Source organism: Acinetobacter sp. SCLZS86, from assembly GCF_021560715.1.
Taxonomy (GTDB): Bacteria; Pseudomonadota; Gammaproteobacteria; order Pseudomonadales; family Moraxellaceae; genus Acinetobacter; species Acinetobacter towneri_A.
In genome coordinates this window covers 1466436-1492634 of record NZ_CP090864.1, presented here as the reverse complement: position 1 = coordinate 1492634, position 26199 = coordinate 1466436, and the positions used below count along the sequence as shown (strand labels likewise).

The following is a 26199-nucleotide window of genomic DNA, read 5'->3' as shown; positions in this document are numbered from 1 at the left end:
CCTAAGCCTCCAACGTCTTGCGTACAGCCTGTTCGATGCGTTCTACACTAGGTAACCATTCTTTTTCTAATACGGGTGAAAATGGTACGGGTGAGTGTGGTGGAGTGACTAACTCGATTGGTGCTTTAAGAAAATGAAAGCCTTTCTGTGCAATGAGTGCAGCCACATCATGTCCGAAACCACAACGTGCTGCTGATTCATCTACAATCACCACACGGCCTGTTGAAGCTACTGACTCTAAAATGCCATCTTCATCTAATGGTGAAATGGTTCTAGGGTCAACCACTTCAACCGAAATGCCTTCTTTTGCGAGCTTATCAGCGACTTCATTGGCACGATGCACCATCAAACTTAAGGCAATAATGGTGATATCTGTGCCTTCACGGGTGTAATTTGCGACACCAAAAGGAATAGTGTAGGACTCATCTGGCACTTCTCCCTTAATGTCGTACAACAACTTGTGTTCACAAAAGACTACTGGGTCGTCATCTCGAATGGCTTGAATCAACAACCCTTTTACATCATAGGCACTTGAAGGCACCACCACTTTTAAGCCTGGCACTGAGGCAAACACGTTATATGGCGACTGAGAATGCTGCGCTGCTGCGGAAAAACCTGCACCGATCATGCCTCGTACAACGAGTGGCGCTTTGGCTTTGCCACCAAACATGTAGCGGAATTTCGCCGCTTGGTTATACAACATGTCATAACACACACCATAAAAATCCATAAACATTAAATCTGCCACAGGTCTTAAACCCGTTGCAGCAGCACCTGCCGCCATACCAATAATCGCAGATTCTGTAATTGGAGTATCAATGACTCGTTCAGAGCCAAATTCAGTCCATAGGCCTTTGGTTACACCAAGTACTCCGCCAAAACCTTCCAGCTTATTATCATCGGTATTTTTGCCACCATGCCCACCACGAACATCTTCACCAACCACAATAACACTTGGGTCTCGGCGCATTTCTAATTCAATTGCTTCTTTAATCGCATTTCGATAACTTTTATTTGGCATTTTTCTACTATTCCTTTAGTAAGAGACGTAAACATCAGTAAGTAACTGAGAGACTTCTGGGTACTTAGCTGCGCGTGCTTTTGCAACGGCATCGTCTACATTGGCTTTAGACTGGGCGTCAATCGCATCGAGTTTGGCTTCGTCAATTTTGCCTTTGACTTTTTCACGGAATATCTTCAATGGGTCTTTATGTTCTTTGACATAATCCAGTTCTTCTTTGGAACGAATAAGTCCCGGATCACCTTCAAAATGTCCATAAAAACGGTTGGTTACTGTTTCAATCACACTCGGACCTTCACCACGGCGGGCACGTTCAATGGCTTTTTGTGCAACTTCATACACAGCAAAAAAGTCTGTTCCATCTACTTTTTCAGCGGGTAAGCCAAAACCTGCTGCTCGGCCTGCAATGTCTTTACTGCCTACGGCATAATCATGTGCAGTACCTTCACCAAAACCGTTATTTTCAAAAACAAAAATCACAGGGAGCTTTAACACCACAGCCATATTCATTGCTTCAAAAGTTAAGCCCTGATTTGAACCACCATCACCGGTAAAAGATAGACCAATCCCACCATTTTTGAGTGTTTTAGCACTTAAAGCTGCCCCAATAGCCAAAGGTGGACCACCACCTACAATACCGTTTGCACCGAGCATGCCTTTATCTAAATCCGCAATGTGCATTGAGCCGCCTTTACCACGACACAAACCATCATCTTTGCCAAAAATTTCTAGCATCATGGCGTGAATGTCACAGCCCTTAGCAATACAATGTCCATGCCCACGGTGTGTTGATGTAATGAAGTCCTTATCTGTTAAATTTTCACAAATCCCTACTGCAACAGCTTCCTCACCGCTATAGAGATGGATGAAACCAGGAATATCACCTGTATTGTTTTCATCGTGAAGTCGATCCTCAAATTCACGAATGTCGCGCATTCTTTTGTATGCTGCTAGCAATTGCTCTTCCGTTAATTGCATATCTTTGTTCCTTATTCACTACGCTTAAAAGAAAATCCAAAATTGAATAATTGGATTTTTAAATCGTATATTTATATAAGAATATTTTTACTTAATTTCATATTAGACTAAAAAAATATAATGCATGAAAAGATGAGATAAATATTAAAAACAGAAGGTTATGAAATTAAAAATTTTTGTAAAATTTTACAATAGTTCAATCACATACAAAAACAAACCTTTAACCAACCTTTGTTTTATATGATAAGTTTTTTGCCCTGTTTTAATATTATCAATGCATTTTAAAGCAGCTTATTTAATATCAGGGTCTATATTAATTATTTTAAACGACGGAGTGTTTGAAATGGATTTAAATAACACAGTATTAACAGGAAAGAAGTTACGTGGCGCTGAAAAAATGGCGCGTATTCCAATTAAATTTGTTCCAACGGAAACGACACCGAAAAAGCCAGAATGGATTCGGACTAAAATTAGTCAACCTGAGGAAGTTCAAATCATTAAGGATTTATTACGACAACAGAAACTACATACCGTTTGTGAAGAAGCGGCCTGCCCTAATTTGCCTCAATGCTTTAGCGGTGGAACTGCAACGTTTATGATCATGGGAGATATTTGTACCCGACGTTGTCCTTTTTGTGATGTTGCTCACGGTCGACCAAATGTATTGGATCTTAATGAGCCCAAGCATCTGGCTGAAACAGTCAAGAATCTAAACTTAAAGTATGTTGTGATTACTTCCGTTGACCGAGATGATTTAAAAGATGGCGGTGCACAGCATTTTGCAGATTGCATTCGAGAAATTCGTCAAACTAGTCCAGACACTTTGATTGAAGTTTTGGTTCCTGATTTTCGTGGTCGCGCAGATATTGCACTTAAAATTTTGAGCAAAAATCCACCTGATGTCTTTAATCACAATATTGAAACCGTGCCACGCCTGTATAAAGCCATGCGACCAGGCGCTGACTATCAGCATTCATTGAATTTACTTAAGAAATTTAAACACTACTGTCCCGATATCCCAACGAAATGTGGTTTGATGGTGGGTTTAGGAGAAGTCGAAGCTGAGGTTATTGTCTTATTAAATGATTTGAAAGATTATCAAGTAGACTATGTCACAATTGGTCAATACTTACAGCCATCTAAGTCTCATGCGCCAATTCATCGTTTTGTTACGTTGCAAGAGTTTAATCATTATCAAACACATGGAGAGCGCTTAGCGTTTAAAAATATTTGGAGTGCGCCATTAGTACGATCAAGTTATTTTGCTGACCGTCAGTATTATGGTGAAGCTGTGCCTAGCCCTTACATGAGCGAATGAATTTTCATCCTATTTACGTTTATTAACATTTCAGATGGAAATAGTCATTTTCAGCCCATAAGAACACTTTTAAAGTAACTCAAGGACTGGTAAAGCCATAAGATATGATTTAACCAAGCAAAGATAAAAGCATTTAAAATTGAAGCAAGAAGAAATGACGTAAATGACTATAAATTTTGAAGCTCATTTCTAAAATTTAAAAATATTACAGTCTCATCATAAAGGAATATGATATGAACCTGTTCAATACCGCACCTGCAAAAAAGCTGCAAACAACCCATTTAATTAATCAACATACTGTACATGCTGCCCCTGTTTTAGCATTGCCTCAAGAAGATAAAACGTCTTTATTCCGCCGCTCTATTCAGCATAATTATGCAGATTTACTCAAAATAGCAAATGATTCAGATATGGCGATTGGTCTTACAGATCATCACGGGACTCTGTTATGGACATGGAGTAGTTCAGCCATGCTTTCTTCTGCTGAACAAGTTCATTTTATTGAGGGCGGACATTGGTCTACACAGGCAGTTGGAACCAATGCGATTGGTATGGCGTTAAACAGCCAAATATCAAGTTGCGTCTATTCTCATGAAAACCAAATGGACAGTGTTAGAGATTGGGTTTGTTATGCAGCACCGATTTGGGACCCAACATCGGGACAATTTCACGGCATTATTAACCTTTCCACAAAATATAAAAAACATACCCCTCTAGGGTTGCTCGCAGTGGAACGCTGTGCAGACTTAATACAGCGTGCCATAAAATTTGAACAGAAAAATTTTTTATACATTAAAGCGCTAGGTTCGCCTTGGGTTCAATTTAATGGGCAAACTTTAAACTTGAGTCACCGTCAAATTGAAATACTTTGCATTTTAGCTTTGCATCCCCATGGAATTGGCTTAGAAGAGTTACACTATGCCCTTTATGGTGAGCGTAGTGTCAGCCTAAAAACCCTAAAGGCTGAGCTTTCACAACTTCGTAGCCTATTACCTCATTCAATTGAGGCTCGCATTTATAGGCTTAGTTGTGAGGTCCAATGTGATTTTTTATGTGCTGAACAATCATTAAATGCAAATCTTATTTCCAGTACATTCTCACTATATAAAGGTAGCTTTCTCTCTAAATCAGAAAGCCCTTTACTCAGCACTTGGAGACATTGTTTTGATGCCCGTTTGAGCCAGTTGATCTATCAAATAAAGGATATCGATCAATTATTAAGAATTATTGGACAAACACATGACCGAATTGATGCGGTACAGCGTTTATTAGAGTTATTACCACAGGACAGTATCCACCGTAATTATTTTTCAAATATGATTTAGATTTGATCTGTTGCTTCAACTCTAAAGTTTTATTGTGAAACAGATTGAAAAGGAAGCTTGATTTTCATACTCCTTTAATGAGAATGTACGATCAAGTCTGAACTAATACAGAATATCGCTTATAAATAAGCTTTTAGTTGTTCAAACAAGTGAGACAACCTCTTTTTGAGTAAACTTTTCTTTATCAATTTTCAGCACGTAGCGGGTATTACGCCCACCACCTTCCAGTTTATACAGCACATCGTTTTCCAAAAGCTCGGTTAGGTGACGTGTTGCTGTAGCCTTACTTACTCCAGTGAGCTTTTGATACTGTGAAGCATTAATTCCTAGAGGGAAATCATTCTCTTCGCCATTGAGTAAGCGATTTAAAACTTTATTCTGGGCTTCATTGAATTCGATATGAGAATAAGTGCTCCAAAATTTCGCTTTAGTGATCGTTCGATCAAGTCGTAGTAAAGACCTATCGATACTTTTTTCTAAGGTGTTTAAAAACCAGACCAACCACTCATTAATTGTATAAGTATCATTCTGGCATTTCTCAAGAACCTCATAATAACTACTACGATTTTCATGAATGGCCACGGACATAGCATATAAACGGATACTTTGGTGATCCATTTGAGCTAATGCTAAATCTGTAATAACACGCGTAATACGACCATTACCATCTTCAAATGGATGTAATGTCACAAACCAAAAATGAGCAAGTGCAGCTCGCAATAACGGATCAAGCATTACATCTTCTCTAGAACTATTGAACCATTCTATAAATTCATTCATTAGTCCCTGTAAATGCTCTCCACCCTCAGGTGCTTCAAAGTAAACCTTGGTAGTAGTGCCATAAAGAGAACCACCAACAACCTGCATTGGTGCCTCGTTATCACGAATTTCTCCTACTTTGATTTTTTGCGCAGCATAATCAAAGCGTTCTATAGTTTGAAAAAGCCAGTTATGCCATTGTAATAAGCGCTCCATTGTTAATGGCGCATTATGATTGCTCACTGCATCCATCATGATATTGGCTAAACCTTCATTTTTATCTTGAATGGGTGCAGGATTTTCTTCTGTTACCCCTAAACGCAGAGCTAATATTGGCTTAAACAGCTCATATAATGAGCCAAATATACAGGTTATTCGGCTCATTTACTTCTTTTAGCCATTAGATTGGTTATGTCAGCATTAACAGCGATTAAATATAATCCACACATTGAAGCTTTATATCAACGATTATTAAGCCAGGTTAAAAATAAAATGTGTGCTTTAGGTGCTGCAATGCGCAAGCTTATACATCTGTGTTATGGCGTTTTAAAACATCAGACTGCCTATCAAAGAGATTATTTATTGGTCGAATAATATCAAAACCTGATTGACTACCAAGACGCTATCTCATCTCAGAATATTGAGTCTCCGACAAACCTGGTACGGTTCACTATAGGGTTCTTGTTTTATCTAGTTGTGGATTGATTGCTGCGCTTTTGACAGTCAATCTCATAGTCTAGTTTGAATAAAAACTTATCTATGTACCTTCAATTTTAAGCATGGTTTGATTCTCTCTTTTCAAATAAATGGCCATGCAATACTCAGTAAAAATAATAGCCCTAATACGGTGCAACTAATTTGCCAAAAACGCAAAGGATCTCGTTCAATGATTGCTGGTGGTTTAGAGTTTAATAATTCTTTGGAAGGATGCATTAGATTATGAATGAGTTCAGATAAGGCCTCAAAACGATGGGTCGGTTCAATACTCAGCGCTTGGCCTAAAATTTTATCTAACCATATAGGTAAATCAGGCCGATATTTCCTGATGGAATAGTATTGAACTTTTTTAAGCTGCTTTAAACTGTTACAGCGAGCTAAATCTGTCCCATAAGGTAATTGTTTGGTCAGTAAATAATAGGCCATTACCGCCAAAGAAAATTGGTCTGAATGTACAGATGGCGAATGATCAATAAAATACTCCGGTGCCATAAATGCTAAGGTTCCGAGTGGTCGATTCGCATTTTTAGGATTAATTTCGACCAGGCCTCTTACTGCTGTTGAACCATAATCAATCAGTTTAATTTTCATGGCACTTTCTGTATTTAAAACAATGATGTTTTTTGGCCGTATATCCTGATGCAGCATCTCCAGCCGGTGCATTGCATTTAAAGCCAAAGCTGTTTGTTGCAAAATTGGTAAAATCTCATCGAGATTTAAAGGCTTTTCCTGGCGATGCAGCCATTGAGCCAAAGTTTCACCCTGTAAATATTCATAACATTGGAATAAATATTTTTTCTCAGTGTTATGTGGATAACACTGCATCAGGTTGTCATGCTTCAGACGTTTTGATACCCAATCTTCGAGTTGAAATTGCTCTACGGCATACTTATCTTGCTGTAAATCTACCCCCAAAGTTTTTATAACCAAAGGCTGCTGCTGAGTATCGTGTGCCAAATACAGGCAACTGCGATGATTTTGGTGCAAAATCTTATCAATCACATAGCCTTCAAAAACTTCACCTTTACTGAGCTGTTGTGGAAATACATAATCCTGCTGAATATGAAACTGATTCAGTTCAGGCAACTGTTCTACACGGATCACCTGGAAACTTAAGTTATCATCACTGCCCTGTTCTAAAGCTTTTTCAACTAATCCTTTGGCAAGTTGATTTAAATCTGCATCTATTAAAGTTAAATCTAATAATTGTTGATCTGTGACAAATTCATAGACCCCATCGGTCATTAGTAAAAAAATATCTTTTTCTTTGAGTTCAATATTTCGATAATCAATTTCAATACGATAATCCGCACCTAAGGCTCGACTAAGATAATGCTCTTTGGAAGACAACCAGACACGATGATCATGGGTTAGTAATTCAATTTCATGATCGCGAATGCGGTAAATACGACTATCACCAACATGAAAAACATGGGCTTGTTGCTGTTTTAAAATCAGTGCAGATAAGGTACAGACATACCCTCGGTCTTTATCAAAACGTCCTTGACTTTGTTGAGTCTGTGCATAAAGCCATGAATTGGTCGCGCGGATCACTCGTTCTGCTGAAGTCTGTGTACTCCAGGCATCTGAAGTAGAATAATAATCAGATAAAAAACTACCAACGGCTGTTTCTGCTGCAAGATGACTGACATTACTGCTACCGATTCCATCCGCTATAACACATGCAATACCTTTCTGTTTCAGCATATGTCCTTCGGGCAGATATACTCCATGGAAATCCTGGTTCTGTTGTTTAACTCCGGCAGTAGAATATTGCCCAATACTGACTTTTAATGTTTTTTTCATGCTGAAAGCTCAAAAAGGGATCTATATGATCCCTTTATAAAATGATGAATGTTAAAATTCTTTTTTAACACCAGTACGGACATGGGTGGTATAAAGTGCCAGACCTGTTAATGCCAAACCACCCACCAGATTACCTAAAGCAACCGGCAGTTCATTCCATAGGAAGTAGTCAGCAATCGAGAAGTCACCGCCCATCATCATGGCAAATGGGAACAGGAACATGTTCACGACAGAGTGCTCAAAGCCCATGGCAAAGAACAGCATAATTGGCATCCACATGGCAATAAATTTGCCACTCACCGTAGTAGACATCATCGCGCCAATGACACCTAATGACACCATCCAGTTACACAGCATGCCACGGATAAAAATAGTCATCCAGCCGGCGAATCCGTATTCGGCATAACCTAATGTCCGCTCCTCGCCAATATGCGCAATTTTTACGCCGACAGGGTTTGGATCCGCTGCAAAACCCATGGTATAAACCGCTGCCATGAGCACCGCAACGACTAAACAGCCTGTAAAGTTCCCTACAAACACCAAGCCCCAGTTTTTTAGAATACGTCCCCATGTCACCCCTGGGCGTTTATCTAGCCATGCCAGCGGCGTAAGTACAAACACCCCAGTTAATAGGTCATAGCCCAATAAATACAACATACAAAAACCAACTGGAAACAGGAGCGCACCAATCAATGGTGATCCTGTTTGCACGGCTATGGTAATGGCAAATACCGCTGCCAAGGCCAGAATGGCCCCTGCCATAAAGGCACGAATCAATACATCACGGGTTGCCATATGCAATTTGGATTCACCCGCATCTACTACTTTTTTTGCAAACTCCGCAGGAGCAAGATATGCCATGTTGTCGTCCTCTTTTTCAATATACGGACCTGTTTTTCGAAAAAAAGACGCCTAAGATCATTGAAGACCTTAGGCGCCGTTGCCTTGAATGCTTGAACAGGTAATGGTGAATGGCGTCGTTGCCATATATCTCAAAGTATAAGCAAAAGCTATGCCATAAAAAATTATTAATCTTTTAATTATTCACTATCTTATTGAGCATAAATTTTAAAATGATAATTGGCATGATATCTGCATCATCTACTCCGCATAACAATTTGTTTAAGAATAATTTGGAGAGGATTATGATTACCCATCGTCAACAAGTAACTGACATGATCATTTCAGCGAAAGTTTTAAAGTCAATTAAGTGGTCAGATGTTGCTAAAGAGATAGATCTTTCTAAAGAATGGGTAACCGCTGCATGTTTAGGTCAGATGGCGTTTAATAAAGAGCAAGCAGAAAAGATTGGTCAGATTTTTGGCTTAAGTGATGAAGCCGTTGCATGGCTACAGATCGTGCCATATAAAGGTTCATTGCCAACTAGCGTGCCGACAGATCCCTTAATTTATCGCTGGTATGAAGTAGTGAGTGTTTATGGTTCGACCATTAAAGAACTGATTCATGAAGAATTCGGAGATGGGATCATGAGTGCTATTGATTTTAGTATGGATATCCAACGCGAAGAAAATCCGAATGGTGACCGGGTAAATGTCGTATTGTCTGGCAAGTTTTTACCTTATAAAACCTATTAATTTGTCTTGTCCTGAAATAGATTGACAGTATTCCACTTCAAACCGAGTTAAGCAATTAGCTCGGTTTTAGTTTGCTCATACGTCTGATTCGGGGTGTTCATATTTAAACTTAAATGTGGTCTATAGCAATTATAAATCATGATAGATTCCGCAATTAAGTGATCTAACTCCTTCATAGTTTGACATCGTGTAGTTAAAAACTCCTGCTTTAATATTCCATTAATCCGCTCTGCTAATGCATTCTGGTATGAGAAACACTGTTTCGCAAGTGCGCCATCTGTCATGGAAGGACATACCCTATAAGGATAATGCCACCTTTCACAAAGCAACAAGGCTTCAGAAGTTGATACGTTGTGCAGGCCATTACATTGTCCCCATTCAGAACGAACTTCGACCAGCTCACCATCCTGAATCCCGTATTTCAGTGCATCATTCGAATGAATTTCACAATACGGTTCGGCACGATGTGTACTGAGATGGGCAGATAATCCAGTGCGGCTCATAGCAGGCTCATGATTTTTTCGGTCTGGGCAAATTTCTGAAAAAATAAGATTAATTTTTCAATAGCAATACCGGTACGTTGAGCCACGCTTTCAATCGATGACTCTGTCAAGCTGCTGGCAAGCGCCTGCTCCAGACCTTGAGTATGTCGCGTAACAAAATCAAGATCGGCATAGCCATTTTGCTGAAGATACTGCAACAAACCATTAAACAGCGCGACATCCTGACCCGGTAAAATCGGCAAGTGTAAGTCTGCCGCTTCACAGGTTGCAGTAAAGCGCGGGTCAATCACCACCACAAATAAATCCCGCTCTTCTTTAGCTTTCATAATGCGCTGATAAAGCACCGGATGGCACCAGGCGGTATTGGAACCCACCAGAACCACCATTTCTGTCTGCTCAAAATCTGTGTAGCTGGTATGTGCCGCCACAGCAGAAGACATACACAGTCTTGAATTGGTATCAATATTGGCAGTACCCAGATAGCCTTTTACAAACTTGTTCACCACATAATAGTCTTCAGTCAAAAGCTGGCCGGAGACATAAAAGGCGATGCTGTCACGTCCATACTGATCAATACATTGCTGAAATTTATTGGCAATACTTGAAATGGCATGATCCCAAGTGCTTATTTGCCGCTGCTCTTTTCGACCTGTTATCGGATGTAGAAGCCGGGTTTTTAAGCCAAGTGTATCGGCAAGATGACTGCCTTTAATACACAACTTGCCCAAGTTCGCAGGATGCTGAACATCGCCTTCAATCTGAACCTTTTCACCCATCGAGGTTTGGCTTACGTGCGCGATGACACCACAGCCTACTCCACAATAAGGACAGGTCGTCTGAGTGGTTTTTATTTGGGATTCAGTAGAGCTATGTAGTTCCATAACCGGAATACTATTCATTGCTGCTGCGCTCCTTAATCATCCAAATTCACTTGTTTCACCAAAACGCTGATATCTAGCTTTTACAGGTTTGATTTAAATTTTTTCTATGTCTCAAAAGCTTTAATCCTCACCAACCCTCCTTTAATAAAGGAGAGAGGTTCCCCTCTTTATCCAAGAGGGGTTGGAGGTGATTGATCCGATTACCCTGCCTTTTTTAATGCAAAATCCCGACCAAAAAGCAGTTTGCTGCGGATATTACTAATCGGTGTCTGATCTGCAATCAGTTCTGCATACCAAGCTCCATCTTCGGTATCGCCAAATAGCACCGCACCAATGACCTTGTCCTGCTGGATAATGATCCGTTTATAGATTTGACGTTTTTCATCATTCAGCACGATATCTTCAAAATCATCCTGAGGTTCAAAATTTCCGGCCGAGAAGACATCACATCCACTGACCTTGAGTTGGGTCGGAACAGTCGGTGCCTTAAAGGTCAGTCGGCCATGTTCAGCCAGATGCGTCGCACAGATAAAGGCTTGTCCCCATAAGGGTTCAACCAATCCAAAAGTCAGACCACGATGCTCAATACATTCACCCACTGCATAAATACTCGGGTCATAGGTTTGCATGGTGTCATTCACCAGTACTCCACGATTGCAGCGCAAGCCAGCCTGTTCAGCCAGAGTTTTATTTGGTCGAATCCCGACGGCAAAAACTACCAAATCAGCATCCAGCACTGTCCCGTCTTTTAAACGCAGTTGAGTCACGTGGCCGTCTATACCGAGCAGCTCTTCGGTGTTGGCTTCAGTGATGATTCGGATGCCTTTATCTTCAATTGATTTTTTCAGCATTTGACTGGCTTTCATATCCAGTTGACGATCCATAATACGGTCCATCAGATGCAGCACAGTTACATTCATCCCCTGCTGCTTCAGTCCATAAGCTGCTTCTAGACCCAGCAACCCACCTCCAATCACGACGGCATTTTGCTTGGTTTTGCAGTAATCCAGCATGTGGTTAACATCCTGAATATCGCGGAAGCTAATCACGCCTTCAAGTTCAGCACCTGAAATTGGTGGTATAAAGGGTTTGGAACCAGTAGCGAGGATCAGACGATCATAAGCAACGATTTCACCTTTTTCGGTATGAACCTGCTTACGTGAACGGTCGATAGAGCTGGCAGCATCTCCAGCGATGAATCGAATGCCTTTTTCGGCATACCAGTCGGCTGAATGCAGCATAATTTCTGCAAAGCTTTTCTCACCAGACAATACTGGTGACAACATGATCCGGTTGTAATTGCCCCATGGCTCTTCCCCAATCACGGTAATGTCATAACGATCTGGCGCCATATCCAGCAAGTCTTCCAGACAGCGCATGCCCGCCAGCCCATTTCCAACCAGTACCAGTTTTAAACGCTCTGTGTTCTGACCATTACTGGAAATATAGGTCTTTTGTGGAGTCGGACTCACCAGAACTTTGCCATTTTCAATTCGGGTTGGAAATACCAGTAATTTCTGGTCTTGTTCTTCCAGACAACGGCCGGTCACCAGACTGAAATGCTGCTTATAAATTGGGGATGCGACTACACGCTCACCTTGCAGATCACCCAGAATGCCACGTGCCATGACATTGGCCAGACTAAATGGATCTTGATTGCTGAGTGCATACACCCGCTGTTCCTGACCCACGCGAAAAATTGCAATCTGCTGATCTTCAATCAGGGCTGCCACACCGGTATTCGAGGTAATCTCATCCAGATTGCAGACTTCGTACCAGTTCAGTTCGTTCATGTCTTTTAAAATTATCATTTTCATTCTCCCTGACTGTGGTATTTAGGCTTCAACCACTGGAATACGGTTTAAATCACGTTCAGCTTCTGTCTTTGGACGAATCTGGCCACGTACAGGTGCAAACTGAATATGCGGGTCATTCTGCTCGGCTGCTTTGGCATTAATAAAAGTCTTAAAGCGTTTGCGTACTTCAGGATCTTCAATCGCGGTGCGCCATTCATCCTGATAAGTGCCAATCACATGCTGCATACGGTTTTCCAGTTCAGCAGCAATGCCTAGTGAATCATGCACAATGACATCTTTCAGATAGTCCAGACCGCCTTCCATATTGTCACGCCATACGCTGGTGCGCTGCAAACGATCCGCCGTCTGGATATAGAACATAAAGAAGCGGTCGATATATTTGATTAGGGTGGAAGTATCCAGATCCGAAGCGAGCAGTTCAGCATGGCGCGGTTTCATGCCGCCATTGCCGCATACATATAGATTCCAGCCTTTTTCGGTGGCAATGACACCGACATCCTTGCTCTGTGCTTCTGCACATTCACGGGTACAGCCGGATACTGCCATTTTGGTTTTATGTGGTGAACGCAGGCCTTTATAACGATTCTCCAGGAAAATCGCCAAGCCGACAGAATCATCGACTCCAAAACGGCACCAGGTACTGCCCACGCAAGATTTCACCGTACGTAAGGATTTGCCGTAGGCATGTCCAGACTCGAAACCGGCATTGATCAGTTTTTCCCAGATTTCAGGCAGTTGATGTACCTGCGCGCCAAACATGTCAATTCGTTGTCCGCCCGTAATTTTGGTATATAGACCATAATCTTTGGCGATCTGACCGATGGTAATCAGGCCATCCGGAGTAATCTCGCCACCTGCCACACGTGGCACAATCGAATAAGAACCATCTTTCTGGATATTGCCGAGGTAGTAGTCGTTGCTATCCTGCAAACCGGCATGGCTAGGTTTTAGGACAAAGTCATTCCAACAGGATGCCAGAATATTGGCTACAGTCGGTTTGCAGATATCACAGCCCATGCCGTGCCCATGTTGCTGAATCAGGTCAGAGAATGTCTTGATCTCATGCACGCGTACCAGGTGATACAGTTCCTGACGTGAATAGGCAAAGTGTTCGCACAGGTGATTGTTCACCGTGACACCCTGACGCTGTAATTCAGATTTGAGAACCTGCGTTACCAATGGCGCACAGCCACCACATGCCGTTGCAGCCTGCGTGCATTTTTTCAGCGCACCCAATGAAGTTGCACCGCCATCAATGGCTGAACAGATATCAGCTTTGGAAACGTTATTACAGGAACAGATGGTCGCACTGTCAGGCAATAAATCGACACCACTACCACCCGATTTGGAAGTTGACTGATCAAAGCCCGGCATGATCAGGCTTTCCGGTTGCTCCGGTACAGCCAGACCATTCAGCATCATTTGTAGAAGATCACTATATTCTTTGGCACATCCCACCAGCACCGCGCCCAGCAGTTTGGTCTTATCTGCTGACACCACAATTTTCTTATAAATCTGTGCAGCTTCATCGGCATAGAAATAGCTTAACGCACCCGGTGTCATGGCATGTGCATCACCAATAGAAGCCACATCCACACCCATCAGTTTCAGCTTGGTACTCATGTCTGCACCGGCGAAGGCATGACTGTCTTGACCGAGGACATGTTTTGCTGCAATACGCGCCATGTCATAGCCTGGTGCCACCAGACCATAAATTTTATTGTCCCAGAGTGCACATTCACCAATCGCATAAATGTCCGGATGTGAAGTCTGGCAATAATCATTGATGATGATACCGCCACGTTCACCAATCAGCAGACCGCTCTGGCGCGCCAGTTCATCACGTGGGCGAATCCCTGCCGAGAACAGGATGATATCGGTTTCAAGCACCGAACCATCTCCGAACTTCATTACATGCTGAGTGCTGTCACCATCTTCAATACTTGACGTGGCCTTTTGAGTATGTACCTTGACACCCAGGTCTTCAATTTTAGAGCGCAGTATCTGGCCGCCCAGATCATCAATCTGTACCGCCATCAGACGTGGCGCAAACTCTACCACATGGGTTTCCAGATTCAGATCTCGCAGGGCTTTTGCTGCTTCCAGCCCTAGCAAGCCGCCACCAATCACCACGCCTGTTTTTGCATTCAGGCTGGCCGCACGAATGGCATCCAGGTCTTCAATGGTGCGGTAAACAAAACAGTTCTGACGGTCGTTGCCCGGAATCGGTGGAACAAAAGCATAAGAACCGGTAGCGAGAATCAGCTTGTCAAAACTCAGCACATCACCCTGGCTGGTGGTGACGGTTTTATGGAGCTGATCAATTTCAACTGCTTTGGTATTAAGACGCAAATCAATGCCATAAGCATCGGCAAAATCACTACGACAAAGACTCAGATCTTTAACTGTCTTGCCGCTGAAATATTCAGTTAAATGTACCCGATCATAAGCCAAATGCGGCTCTTCCGCCAAAATGGTCAACTCGACGTCATCACCGGCCTGTTCAAGTACAGATTCGATGAATTTATGCCCCACCATGCCATGCCCAATCATGAGAATTTTCATATCTGCACTCCAATTATTGTTTTTTTTAAAGATGATAAAAAGCCACATATCAAGTCTAGGCATTGATATGTCTGCTGATTGAATATGTTGTAAAGACCGCGTCCCAGCACTTTGTAATGCTGGACGAAAGGTTGTAACGCTTGTGCGTTTTGTATTGCTGAACAACTGACCATGTCATTTATCCTGTGCTGAACGAAATACCAATCACACTTCTTGAGAGTGCGATTACGATCAGAACGGACATCGTTGGCCGTTGTTAGTATTGAAAGTCATCTTTGACGATTTAATAAAAGCATAAATCGTGCCAACTTTTTTAATAGAAAAATGCCTTGTTTCAGGCAGATGATCTACCTAAATGCTTCATTTTGATCAGCTATCAGCTGAAATCCCTAAAGCTGTGCACTAAATTGAACAGAAAAACGAAATTTTATGCACCAAATTAATGGCATGTTTTTTGCTTTACTCCTGCTTGAATATTCCTTAGGCCTTACTTGAAAATATTCCATGTCCAAATTACGAATTGCTCTTATTGATGATGATCTGGAGCGCGCCCAATTCATCCAGGAATCCTTACTTTCACATGATTTTCAGGTGGTGGCCTGTTTAATCCTGAATGACCTGAATATGGTACATGTTAAGGGTATTCATGCAGATGTGATCCTGCTGAATATGGATCATCCGCATCGGGATATTATTGAAAGCTGTGTCAGCCAATATGAACTTCCGACCGTGCTGTTTACCCAGAACTCCAATAAAGACACCATCAAAAGTGCGATTGATGCCGGAATCACGGCTTATATTGTCGATGGTATTGATCCCACCAAACTAGAAAGCATTCTGGAAATTTCAATTGAACAATTCCGCAAACATAAAAAGCTGCTGAATGATTTAAAAGAAACCCAGGACAAACTGATTGACCGTAAAGATATCGATAAAGCCAAAGCGTTGCTCATCCAGCTGCATGCATTAACTGAAGAGCAAGCTTTTGCTTTATTGCGTAAAAATGCCATGAGTCACCGGATTACCATTGGTGAAATGGCCAGACGCTTACTGGATGCACAGAAGCTGTTATTGGGCCAATAAGGAAAAGCATATGTCCACATTAGAAAAAACTGAACTCAATATTGGCTATATTCCTTTACTTGATTGTGTTGCCATTCTCTGGGCCGAAAAACAGGGGTATTTTGCTGAGCAAGGATTAACCATCAATTTAATCCGTGAAGCCTCCTGGTCTAGTTTGCGTGACCGTCTGGCCTATGGCTTTCTGGATGCTGCACATTGCTTGTCTGCCATGCTGCCCGCTGCTGCCCTGGGTACAGACCAGTTACAGGTGGCTTTGCAAACCCCTCTAGTACTGAGCGTGAATCAGGCTTTTATTAGCCTGCGCCAAGATCTGTGTTATGAACTCGGCATCCAGCCTGGGGATGATGAACAGAATACCTCAAAGAAACTGGTACAGGCTTTACAACAGAATCATTCCATCAATCTGGCCTATGTTTATAAATATTCGATTCACCATTACTGTTTAAAAGAATGGCTGGCGCTGACTGATCCACAACTGGCCAAGAATATCCAGCTGATGACCTCTCCACCGCCTTCCATGGTAAAAGGAATCGCAGAACAGGTATTTGATGGCTTTTGCGTGGGAGAACCCTGGAATATTCAGGCCAAACTTGAAGGCTATAGTTTTATCGTCGCGGCAAGCCAGAATGTCATTCCAAAAGTTGCCGATAAAGTCTTGGCCATGACCCAGGAATGGGCAGAACAGCATCCATTTACTGTAGAGGCAGTGGTCAAGGCAGTACAAAAAGCGCAGGATGATTTAAAGCAGCGCAGTGATTTATCAGAAGTATGGGACATGCTGGTAGACTATCAGATTATTCAGTTTGAATGTTCCGCCCAGCGGCATGTCTATGACTTTTACAAGATCAAGAATATCATCCGGAATTTTGTTGGGGAAAGTGCCGAACCGAAAGTCGATGATTTTATCTGGCTCCTGCAGCAAATGGATAAATGGGAAAATATTGAAATGACCGCAGCCAAAAAAAAACAGATTGCGCAATCCTGTATTTATCAGCAAGAAGTGACCGTTGTTTAAAATATTATCTATTCTCATAAAAAAAGACCCAGAAAAATTTTGGGTCTTTTAGATTTAACGTTTTATTTAGCTGAATGCCTGTTGTAAATCCAGTTGAACCGTACCGGGTTTGTCGGAGAGTCAATATTCTGAGAGACTATCCGACAAACCCAGTACGGTTCAGTTAGCATTAACACGTAGGTTGTCAGTGAATTGATGTTGTGTAATAGCCCAATTAAAACGGACACTTCTCAATTAAGACCTAGTCAATTGTGCTTGAACTGTGTAATCGCTTGAGATGAAGAATGACGTTCATCCTGCTTTTCAGCAGTTATAGTGATGATTGGCAGTTGAAATATTTCTAAATGTACTCCTGTTCCAGCAGCAGAGCTATGTTGTACATTCAAACCATAAATTAAATTGATCGACAATCGCATCTGCAGTAATAACAGAAATAGAGGCAGGCGCTTTTTGTAAACAATCTGTACCCAAACCCTCAGTCTTTACTGTAAAACTAAAATACGGCGTGGTTTCATTGGCTGTGATAACAATCGTATCAAGTTATTGAATGCCATTTCTGCATCAACCTAAGGTACCCAACACAGCGGTGACAGAATGAAGATTTTTAAAGGCGTGGTGAGTATATTCTGTTTGAATTTACAATTGTACATACAAAATCTTGCATTAAAAAGTAGTGATGCTTGAGGCATTTAGCTGTGCAGATTATGACAATTCGCGTTGAAGGAACCGAGTAAAAGTCTGGATAAATTGCTGTCCTTGCTCTGTAAAAAACCAATTTACATGTCCAACAATCCAATCATAATAAGCAGCATCGGCATGTTTCAGGTTTTGGGTAATCCCGACAAAATATTCAAGTTCTGAAAATGCGAAATCCAAATGCACAATTTTTAGCAGTTCTGGCAGAATACTAAAGTCTTGTTGTGAGTGTATTTCTGCACAATACGCTTGTAAAAACGCGCTTAAACCCGCTTCATCAATACTAATTTGTGACGTATGTTCTAAAGCCAGCCAATCTATAAAGTTACGCTCAATCGTTATCGCAAGGTCATACAGCGCTGAATTTCGATCCGATAAGCCAAAATCAATCACCGCTGTAATATTGGCATCGGCACTTTGCGTAGACCAAAACAAATTGGAAGCATGCAAATCATTATGCGTCCAAATTTTAGTCGCCTGCTGCAATACATGCTTAATTTTACGATGCGTCTGGAATATGCGCTCTAAAAAAACAGCATCTAAGTTTTTATCGGCAAAATAACGACTCAATTCAGGGCTATTATCAATACGTTGCTGAATAGCCGTTACAATACTTTCACTTTCTAAAAGCTGCTGATTCGAGACCAAATAACGAGTCGATCTGCCGTGTAACTCAGGAAAATCCTGCATGGCGGTATGCAGTTTCGCAAGTAAACTACCCACTTTAGCGGCATGTTCCGTATAGAAAAAAGGCGTCCACGATTGCTGATCGACATATAGATCAAAGCCTACTGCTTTTTCATAAACCTCATAAGTCCAATCACCCATCTCTAAAGCTGTCAGGCCGCAATTTGAGGCAATTAATGTCGCAACAGGAATATTTTTACTGGCTAAATGTTGCAGGAAGGCATGCTCTTGTAAAATATCTTGGGCATTGCGAAATGAATGATGGCTACGCTTAATAAAATAGGGGTGAAGATTTGTTTGACCCGTGTTAGATAAAACCTGCGTAACTTCAACCAGTACCGCAGAAGAAAATGGGCGCGGACTGCACCACAGAATCTGAACGTTACCTTGCAAACATGGATAATGCAGTTGCAGGCGGTGTAATTCTGGAACTGTAATATGGGCCCAATCTTTATTTTCCCAGTCACTGCCCATGCCATGACCTAAATCATGCGTGATTGTGGCCATTTGAGATATTCCTTAACCTAATCAGCATTGTGTAGTCGTATAATCCCTGTCATCCATCTCAAACAATCATGTTTAGATGGATGCATAGCTATTTAATTAACGGTAGACCAGCCCTGATGTTTAATGAAATCCTGCATCAAAAACTCAGGTTTAAGTTGTGCATTGATGAATTCCAACAGCAAAGATTCAACTTTTTCATTCGATAAATAAATATCTTCAACAACATGCACGCCAATCTTTAAATATGCTGCTGCGATAGAAAAATCCTAACGGAAAGGCTTGTGTTTGTATAGCTATGCAATCGTAGAGTGTGATCTATATCTAGCAATCAACCATACAGGTAGATTGAATCTTAATCACATTTTCAGCTATGCTATCAACACATCAAATTTCACTTCAAACACGCCTCGTTGCGTAGGAGTAATCTCATGTCTAAGAAGTTACCTATTTACTTCTCTGACGCTGCTTGGGCGTCATTACAAAAAATCATGGGTATGGATGGTAAGCCTAGCCCAACCTTGAATGCCATTCTAGAGCAAATAGAACTGCTGAATGAATATGAGTTTCAGCCTGTTTGCAAACGTACCGTTTTACCGCTTCCAGTTGCTGTCGAATCCATTCCTGCAGGTTTTCCTTCGCCTGCTCAAGACTATATTGATAAAAATATTGATCTGAATGAATATCTTATTTCTAATGAAAATGCGACCTTTTTAAATGTGGTACGCACTACCTCTATGGTGAATGCAGGGCTTGAATACGGCGATATTGTACTGGTAGATCGCAGTAAAGAAGCCAAACACCGCAGCATTGTGGTTGCATTAATCGACCAAAAAGACCTGACTATTAAACGCCTGATGATTACAGCCAAAATGTCCAAAAGTGAATTGGCTGAACATTTTGGTGAAGACTATGACCCTGCCACTTTGCCTGAAGCTTGGCTCAAAGCAGAAAGTCCCGACTATGACAGCATTTACCTGAAAGATGGGCAAACGTTTGAAGTCTTTGCGGTGGTGACGTGGAACTTAAAAAACTTGATGGCTTAAACCAGCACACCATAATAAAAGTCAAATAAGCAGAATATACATGAAACCTTTAAAGCAAATTTTTGCGCTGATTGACATCAATAATTGTTATGTGAGCTGTGAGCGGCTGTTTCAACCACATTTGAATCATCGTCCTGTAGTAGTGCTCTCCAATAACGATGGTTGCGTGGTATCACGTTCCGAGGAAGCCAAACAACTTGGCATTAAAATGGCTGTGCCCTTTTACCAAGTTCAAGAATTGATTCAACAACATGATGTTGCTGTCTTTTCAAGTAACTATGCACTCTATGCGGAAATGTCTAGACGTTTTAATAATACGATTCAACAATTTGTTAGTGCCAAAGACATTGAAATTTATTCAATTGATGAAACCTTTATTGAACTGAGTTCATATTCTCAGACCGACTTAAATGAATTAGCGCAAGAAATTAAAGCAACTTTATGGCAATGGCTGGCTCTCCCTGTCTGTGTCGGTATCGGTCACAGTAAAACTGAAGCCAAACTGGCCAATCATCTCGCCAAGAAAAATAGTTATTTCAATGGCGTGTGTAATTTACTCCATATGGACTTATGTAGCAAAGAAGCCTTATTTCAACACATTGATGTCGCTGAAGTCTGGGGGGTGGGCCGAAAACTTGCAAAAAAATTGCACGCTTTAAAGATTCATTCTGTATTTGATTTAGCAATTAGTGATCCTGAGCAAATGCAACGTAAATTTTCAATTTTAATGAAAAAAACCATATTTGAGCTAACAGGTACGCCGTGTATTGAACTTGAACAAACCACAGCGAGTAAACAGCAAATCATCAGCTCACGTTCTTTTGGACAACGAGTCACCGACATTCATGCACTTTCGGAAGCACTGAGCGATTATTTACAATCTGCGGTGCAAAGGCTTAGAAAAGAAAAAAGTTTATGTTCCTGTATGATTATTTTTGCGCAATCCAGTCGTTTTGATCAGCGCCAAGCTTTTTACAATCAATCGGTGACTATTGCCTTTAATGAACCAACAGATTCTGCATTAATCATGAACAAAGCCATCATGAAGCATATCTCTACCCTATTTCAAGAAGGCATTGTCTTTAAAAAATGTGGTGTGATTTTAACAGGACTTGAGCCAAAGCAAGGCTATATTCCCGACCTACTTGCAGATACGCACGTCATTGAAAAACAGGAACAATTACAGCAGGTATTAGATACCGTGAAAAATAAATATGGTATGCAAAAACTTGCTATTGGCGCATGTAAATTACAAGACCGCACGTGGGCAATGCAGCGCAGCCATTTAAGCCCTAATTATTTTAGCTGGGAAGGCTTATTGGCACTTGGCGATTAGTGCTTCTTTAGTTGTGATCTGATTCGTCTTTGATTGCGCTTCTATATACTTCAGTTACATCAAGAAAGGATATTTATAAAACCGTTCATCCAAACAACCATCTTCTTGTGATGATTATTTGGATGAACATGATCTGATTTAAGCAATATCAACCTTCATTTAGTCCGACAAACTTAGCACGTGCTTTATGCAGTTTTTTGTAGCTGTCGATTAAACGTAAGTGACGATCTAAACCTTCAAGCTGCATATTGGTTTCGGTGAGACCATAGAAACGTACGTTGCCTTCAACAGAACCCATAACTGCATCCATCCGTTCATTGCCAAACATACGGCGGAAATTGACTGCATAATCGGCAATATCCATTTCATCATCTAAAATAACTTCAAGCACAACATTCATACACTGATAGAACAAGCCACGTTCTACGGTATTAGTGTTGTATTGTAAAAATGCTTCGACCAAATCTTTAGCTTCTTCAAACTGTTCTAATGCCAGATAAATCAATAGCTTTAATTCAAGGATGGTCAGTTGTCCCCAAACTGTATTGTCATCAAACTCAATACCAATCAGGGTTTTAATTTCGGTATAGTCATCCAGCTCACATACTTCCAAACGCTCAACCAAGGCTTCAAGTTGGGCGTCATCCAAACGGTGTAAATTCAAAATATCTTCACGGTAAAGCAAGGCTTTATTGGTATTATCCCAAATCAAGTCCTCCACCAAATACACTTCTGAATAATCGGGCACTAAAATTCGGCAAGCAGTTGCACCTAAGTGTTCATATACCGCCATATAGGATTCTTTGCCCAAATCTTCCAGAATCGTAAATAAAGCCTCGGCTTCTTCGACATTACTATATTGACCATTGTTGGTGAAATCCCACTCTACAAACTCATGGTCTGCCTGCGCACTAAAGAAACGCCAAGACACTACACCACTAGAATCAATAAAGTGTTCAACGTAGTTATTTGGCTCAGTTACCGCATTTGTACTAAAGGTTGGCTGTGGTAAATCATTTAAACCTTCAAAACTACGCCCTTGCAATAACTCGGTTAAGCTGCGCTCTAAAGCAACTTTAAAGTTTGGATGCGCACCAAACGAAGCAAAAACACCGCCTGTACGTGGGTTCATTAAGGTCACACACATGACAGGGAATTGACCGCCTAAAGACGCGTCTTTCACCAATACGGGGAAGCCTTGCTCTTCTAAAGCCTGAATACCTGCCACAATACTTGGATATTTAGCCAAAACTTCTTGCGGCACATCAGGTAGGCACATTTCTTCCTGAATAATTTCGCGCTTCACTGCACGTTCAAAAATTTCAGATAAACACTGCACTTGAGCTTCTGCAAGCGTGTTGCCTGCACTCATCCCATTACTTAAATATAAATTTTCAATTAAATTTGATGGAAAATATACCGTTTCACCATCTGACCGACGTACAAATGGCAATGAACAAATACCACGCTCAGTATTACCTGAGTTGGTGTCATATAAATGTGTGCCCAGCAACTCATCTTCAGGGTCATAAATTTCTAGGCAATATTCATCTAAAATTTCTTTAGGCAATTCACCATTTGGGCCAGGCTTAAACCATTTTTCATTTGGATAATGCACAAACTCGGCATTGGCAATTTCTTCGCCCCAGAACTGATCGTTATAGAAGAAGTTGCAGTTCAAACGCTCAATGAACTCACCCAAAGCAGATGCCAACGCACTTTCTTTGGTCGCACCTTTACCATTAGTAAAACACATTGGTGATTGCGCATCACGAATATGCAGTGACCAGACATTTGGTACGATATTACGCCATGAGGCAATCTCAATTTTCATGCCCAAACCTGCCAAAATACCCGACATATTGGCAATGGTTTCTTCAAGCGGTAAATCTTTACCCTCAATAAAAGTCGCATGAGATGAAGTCAAGTTTGGCATCAGCAAAGCTTGTGCATCAGCATCAATACTTTCGACTTGCTCAATCACAAATTCAGGACCTGTTTGCACGACTTTCTTTACGGTACAACGGTCAATAGAACGTAAAATCCCCTGACGGTCTTTTTCAGAAATATCTGCAGGTAATTCCACCTGAATTTTAAAAATCTGCTTATAGCGGTTTTCAGGATCGACAATATTGTTTTGTGATAAACGGATATTGTCGGTTGGAATATCACGTGATTGGCAATAAACCTTCACGAAATATGCAGCACATAATGCAGATGACGCAAGGAAATAATCAAATGGACCTGGTGCAGAGCCATCACCTTTATAACGGATGGGCTGATCGGCGATGACAGTAAAATCGTCAAATTTAGCTTCAAGACGCAAGTTGTCTAAATAATTGACTTTAATTTCCATGTAGGCACCTATTGTATGTGCCTACTCAGACACAAAAATTATAAAATATTGATTTATAAGCCGAATCAAGAGGGAGAATTAGACTTAAAAAATAAGGTTTGAAGTCATCGCAGCTATTTAACAGCGACTCCAGAATATGCGACAACATTATAAAGTGATTTAGATGAATTGATAATGCTATAAATACAGTTTTACTGAGTTTGAGCAAAGCTGCTAATTAATATATATAAACATAATATATTTAAATATATGTTATATTATCTTCAGGTTCTAATCGGCTTGATGGTGAAACAACATGAAATATACCGAACTCACTGCTGAAATTTCGTCTAATATCAAATCCATTAAAGAACAATCTCCCGATTTACTTAAAAGTTTTAATGCCCTGTCACAAGTTGCGATGAAAGATGGCGTAATTGATGCCAAAACCAAAGAATTTATTGCACTGGCAATTGGCTTAGCACAACGCTGTGATGGTTGTATCGGTTTTCACGTCAGAACTTTGGTCAAAATGGGTATGACTTTTGAAGAATTGAATGAAATTTTAGGTATTGCTGTTTATATGGGCGGTGGCCCATCACTCATGTATGCCGCAAACGCCGTGGCAGCATTTAAAGAGTTTTCTCCATCTACAGCCGAATAACAGCATCAAATTATTTACCGAGTCGAAACTATGTTAAATATCCATAATGAATGGGATGAACGCTACAGCCAACATGACCATATTTATGGTGAACAAGCCAATGCGTTCATTCAGGACATTACGCAAAAACTGTCTATTCACGGCAAAACTTTGGGCTTGGCCGAAGGTGAAGGTCGTAACTTGTTATATTTGGCCGCTTTGGCACAAGCCAATGGGCAAGCATTTGAAGCAGATTTGTGGGACTACTCGCAAGTTGCTTTAGATAAGGCCCAAGGCTATGCACAGCAACGTGGTTTAAGTCTAAATACACGAAAGCAAGATTTAAGTCAGGTGAATTGGCCAGCGAATCAATATGACAACGTGATTTGCGTATTTGGTCACTTTAACCCTGAAACACAGCAAAAAGTGTTAAATGGCGTGCGCGAAACTTTGGTCAACGGCGGTTTATTTGTTGGTGAGCTGTATTCTACTCGTCAGCTAGAATATAAAACGGGCGGCCCACGTGCAGTAGAAATGCTGTACGATCCTATCGAGTTTTTAAGCCATTTTAAACACGATCATCTGATTCATTTCTTTGTGGCCGATGTAGAACGCTCAGAAGGCAAACTGCATCAGGGCAAATCCCACGTCATTCAATTTGCGATTCGTATTCAGAAATAAAAGACTGAATCTTTTACATCAAAAAGCTTGCTCCAATGCAATTAGAGCAAGCTTTTTTGCGCTTTAGATTTGAATATTCAGTTAGATATTTGCTCGGAAATTTTTAAAATCACTCAAACACATCTTTCATAGATTTTGGCATTCCTTGTACCGACTGTAATTCGCCCTGTTTATTTTTCCAAAGCACAACAGGTGTGGCAAAGAACTCGTATTTATCCATCAGTGCCTGATTCTGTTCTAAGGTTTTTTCTACATGTACAGGCACAGTTTTTTGCTTGATCAGCTTTTTTTGTCCGTATTGACGATGGAACGCATTAAAGGTCTGCTGTGGGTTTTTCGCCATTAATAAAGTCGCGGCCTGCCCTTTGCTTTCAGGTCGGATCACCGCCACAATAATATGTCTTAACTGAACTTTGCCAGATTCTACCCACGGACGTGCCTGCTTCCAAAAGGTATGGCAATACGGACAATTCGGGTCTGAAAACACGTAGACAATTTTTTCAGCACTGGTTTGCCCATCCTGAATCCAAGTAGCGTGTTCCAGACTTTGCCACACATCTTCAAGTACCGACTTTTTCACATAACGGTCTAAAGCATCGACGGTTAAATTATTGCCTTGTGCATCAAACAAAGTGCCTACAATATAGTATTTCTGATCATTGGAAATAAACACTGTCGCAGGACTTTGTTCAATATGCCCTGCCCAACCTGTCATTTGTGCAGGTGCTTGAATTTGTTGCACAAACTTAAAACCTTCTTTTTCAATGTGCTGTTTGAGGTTGTCCTGTGCTTGCAGCATACTCACACTACTGGCAAGACTCATACCTATCGCCAGTTTCAGCATGTTATTTTTGATGTTTGATGTCATATTGATTGTCCTTAATTTTG

General features: G+C 41.1%; 21 protein-coding genes and 4 pseudogenes. 10 read left to right on the top strand and 15 right to left on the bottom strand.

From position 1 onward, the window contains the following. Window position 1: 1 nt before the first annotated feature. Together LZP46_RS07120 and LZP46_RS07115 are read right to left on the bottom strand one after the other, a co-directional pair. On the bottom strand, window positions 2–1021 hold the full coding sequence (locus LZP46_RS07120; protein WP_236095125.1) for an alpha-ketoacid dehydrogenase subunit beta: 1020 nt from the start codon (window positions 1019–1021) through the stop codon (window positions 2–4). Between the two features lie 15 nt (window positions 1022–1036). Further along, window positions 1037–1999, bottom strand: coding sequence for a thiamine pyrophosphate-dependent dehydrogenase E1 component subunit alpha (locus tag LZP46_RS07115; protein WP_016167939.1), 963 nt, complete (start codon window positions 1997–1999; stop codon window positions 1037–1039). A 343-nt stretch (window positions 2000–2342) separates the two neighbouring features. Between LZP46_RS07115 and lipA the strand changes: the two genes are divergently transcribed. Both lipA and LZP46_RS07105 read left to right on the top strand, forming a co-directional pair. After that, entirely contained in the window at window positions 2343–3317 is a 975-nt protein-coding gene (gene lipA / locus LZP46_RS07110; RefSeq protein ID WP_236095124.1) for a lipoyl synthase, read from the top strand. Window positions 3318–3550: 233 nt separating this feature from the next. Then, window positions 3551–4642 (top strand): transcriptional regulator, encoded by a 1092-nt coding sequence (locus LZP46_RS07105; RefSeq protein WP_236095123.1) that lies wholly within the window; start codon window positions 3551–3553, stop codon window positions 4640–4642. 141 nt (window positions 4643–4783) lie between these two features. Here the strand turns inward: LZP46_RS07105 and LZP46_RS07100 are convergent, their stop codons facing one another. Further along, complete coding sequence (locus LZP46_RS07100) at window positions 4784–5785, bottom strand: Fic family protein (RefSeq protein ID WP_236095122.1); 1002 nt, start codon at window positions 5783–5785, stop codon at window positions 4784–4786. Window positions 5786–5806: 21 nt separating this feature from the next. Here LZP46_RS07100 and LZP46_RS07095 point away from each other — a divergent pair. After that, window positions 5807–5995, top strand: a pseudogene (locus LZP46_RS07095) (IS110 family transposase); the annotation flags it as partial. 204 nt (window positions 5996–6199) lie between these two features. Here LZP46_RS07095 and LZP46_RS07090 read toward each other — a convergent pair. Then, window positions 6200–7924, bottom strand: coding sequence for a bifunctional protein-serine/threonine kinase/phosphatase (locus tag LZP46_RS07090; protein ID WP_178867728.1), 1725 nt, complete (start codon window positions 7922–7924; stop codon window positions 6200–6202). A gap of 51 nt (window positions 7925–7975) precedes the next feature. Next, on the bottom strand, window positions 7976–8785 hold the full coding sequence (locus tag LZP46_RS07085; protein ID WP_008303564.1) for a formate/nitrite transporter family protein: 810 nt from the start codon (window positions 8783–8785) through the stop codon (window positions 7976–7978). 284 nt (window positions 8786–9069) lie between these two features. Here LZP46_RS07085 and cynS point away from each other — a divergent pair, with 284 nt between their 5' ends. Next, window positions 9070–9519, top strand: coding sequence for a cyanase (gene cynS / locus LZP46_RS07080; protein WP_236095121.1), 450 nt, complete (start codon window positions 9070–9072; stop codon window positions 9517–9519). Between the two features lie 47 nt (window positions 9520–9566). On the opposite strand, the pseudogene LZP46_RS07075 reads toward cynS, so the two are convergent. The 5 genes and pseudogenes from LZP46_RS07075 to nirB form a co-directional block, all read right to left on the bottom strand. Next, a pseudogene (locus tag LZP46_RS07075) lies at window positions 9567–9809 on the bottom strand (integrase core domain-containing protein); the annotation flags it as partial. Between the two features lie 132 nt (window positions 9810–9941). Beyond that, window positions 9942–10022, bottom strand: a pseudogene (locus tag LZP46_RS07070) (hypothetical protein); the annotation flags it as partial. Between the two features lie 2 nt (window positions 10023–10024). Continuing rightward, a pseudogene (locus tag LZP46_RS07065) lies at window positions 10025–10921 on the bottom strand (molybdopterin-dependent oxidoreductase); the annotation flags it as partial. 182 nt (window positions 10922–11103) lie between these two features. Continuing rightward, window positions 11104–12714 (bottom strand): nitrite reductase small subunit NirD, encoded by a 1611-nt coding sequence (nirD, locus tag LZP46_RS07060; RefSeq protein ID WP_236095120.1) that lies wholly within the window; start codon window positions 12712–12714, stop codon window positions 11104–11106. 24 nt (window positions 12715–12738) lie between these two features. Further along, window positions 12739–15285, bottom strand: coding sequence for a nitrite reductase large subunit NirB (gene nirB / locus LZP46_RS07055; protein WP_236095119.1), 2547 nt, complete (start codon window positions 15283–15285; stop codon window positions 12739–12741). A 504-nt stretch (window positions 15286–15789) separates the two neighbouring features. Here nirB and LZP46_RS07050 point away from each other — a divergent pair. Continuing rightward, entirely contained in the window at window positions 15790–16368 is a 579-nt protein-coding gene (locus LZP46_RS07050; RefSeq protein WP_004280362.1) for an ANTAR domain-containing response regulator, read from the top strand. A 10-nt stretch (window positions 16369–16378) separates the two neighbouring features. Beyond that, window positions 16379–17383: a CmpA/NrtA family ABC transporter substrate-binding protein gene (locus LZP46_RS07045; protein WP_070154218.1), complete on the top strand. Its 1005-nt coding sequence runs from the start codon at window positions 16379–16381 to the stop codon at window positions 17381–17383. A 245-nt stretch (window positions 17384–17628) separates the two neighbouring features. Here LZP46_RS07045 and LZP46_RS07040 read toward each other — a convergent pair whose 3' ends face one another. From LZP46_RS07040 to LZP46_RS07030, 3 genes are all read right to left on the bottom strand, one after another. Then, window positions 17629–17793, bottom strand: coding sequence for a hypothetical protein (locus tag LZP46_RS07040; protein WP_158006186.1), 165 nt, complete (start codon window positions 17791–17793; stop codon window positions 17629–17631). Window positions 17794–18085: 292 nt separating this feature from the next. Further along, complete coding sequence (locus LZP46_RS07035) at window positions 18086–19273, bottom strand: phosphotransferase enzyme family protein (protein ID WP_236095118.1); 1188 nt, start codon at window positions 19271–19273, stop codon at window positions 18086–18088. A 92-nt stretch (window positions 19274–19365) separates the two neighbouring features. Then, window positions 19366–19503, bottom strand: a complete 138-nt coding sequence (locus LZP46_RS07030; protein ID WP_236095117.1) for a hypothetical protein — start codon at window positions 19501–19503, stop codon at window positions 19366–19368. Window positions 19504–19701: 198 nt separating this feature from the next. Between LZP46_RS07030 and LZP46_RS07025 the strand changes: the two genes are divergently transcribed. Then, window positions 19702–20316, top strand: a complete 615-nt coding sequence (locus LZP46_RS07025; protein ID WP_178319299.1) for a LexA family protein — start codon at window positions 19702–19704, stop codon at window positions 20314–20316. Between the two features lie 40 nt (window positions 20317–20356). Beyond that, window positions 20357–21652 (top strand): Y-family DNA polymerase, encoded by a 1296-nt coding sequence (locus LZP46_RS07020; protein WP_236095116.1) that lies wholly within the window; start codon window positions 20357–20359, stop codon window positions 21650–21652. Between the two features lie 148 nt (window positions 21653–21800). Here LZP46_RS07020 and LZP46_RS07015 read toward each other — a convergent pair whose 3' ends face one another. Next, window positions 21801–24008, bottom strand: coding sequence for an OsmC domain/YcaO domain-containing protein (locus tag LZP46_RS07015; RefSeq protein ID WP_236095115.1), 2208 nt, complete (start codon window positions 24006–24008; stop codon window positions 21801–21803). A 295-nt stretch (window positions 24009–24303) separates the two neighbouring features. On the opposite strand from LZP46_RS07015, the gene LZP46_RS07010 reads away from it, so the two are divergent. Together LZP46_RS07010 and LZP46_RS07005 are read left to right on the top strand one after the other, a co-directional pair. Next, the gene (locus LZP46_RS07010) at window positions 24304–24651 is read left to right on the top strand and encodes a carboxymuconolactone decarboxylase family protein (protein ID WP_236095114.1); all 348 of its coding nucleotides are present in this window, start codon (window positions 24304–24306) and stop codon (window positions 24649–24651) included. A gap of 30 nt (window positions 24652–24681) precedes the next feature. After that, window positions 24682–25311: a class I SAM-dependent methyltransferase gene (locus LZP46_RS07005; protein ID WP_236095113.1), complete on the top strand. Its 630-nt coding sequence runs from the start codon at window positions 24682–24684 to the stop codon at window positions 25309–25311. Between the two features lie 109 nt (window positions 25312–25420). Here LZP46_RS07005 and dsbG read toward each other — a convergent pair whose 3' ends face one another. Then, complete coding sequence (dsbG, locus tag LZP46_RS07000; protein ID WP_178319302.1) at window positions 25421–26179, bottom strand: thiol:disulfide interchange protein DsbG; 759 nt, start codon at window positions 26177–26179, stop codon at window positions 25421–25423. Between the last annotated feature and the right edge of the window lie 20 nt (window positions 26180–26199).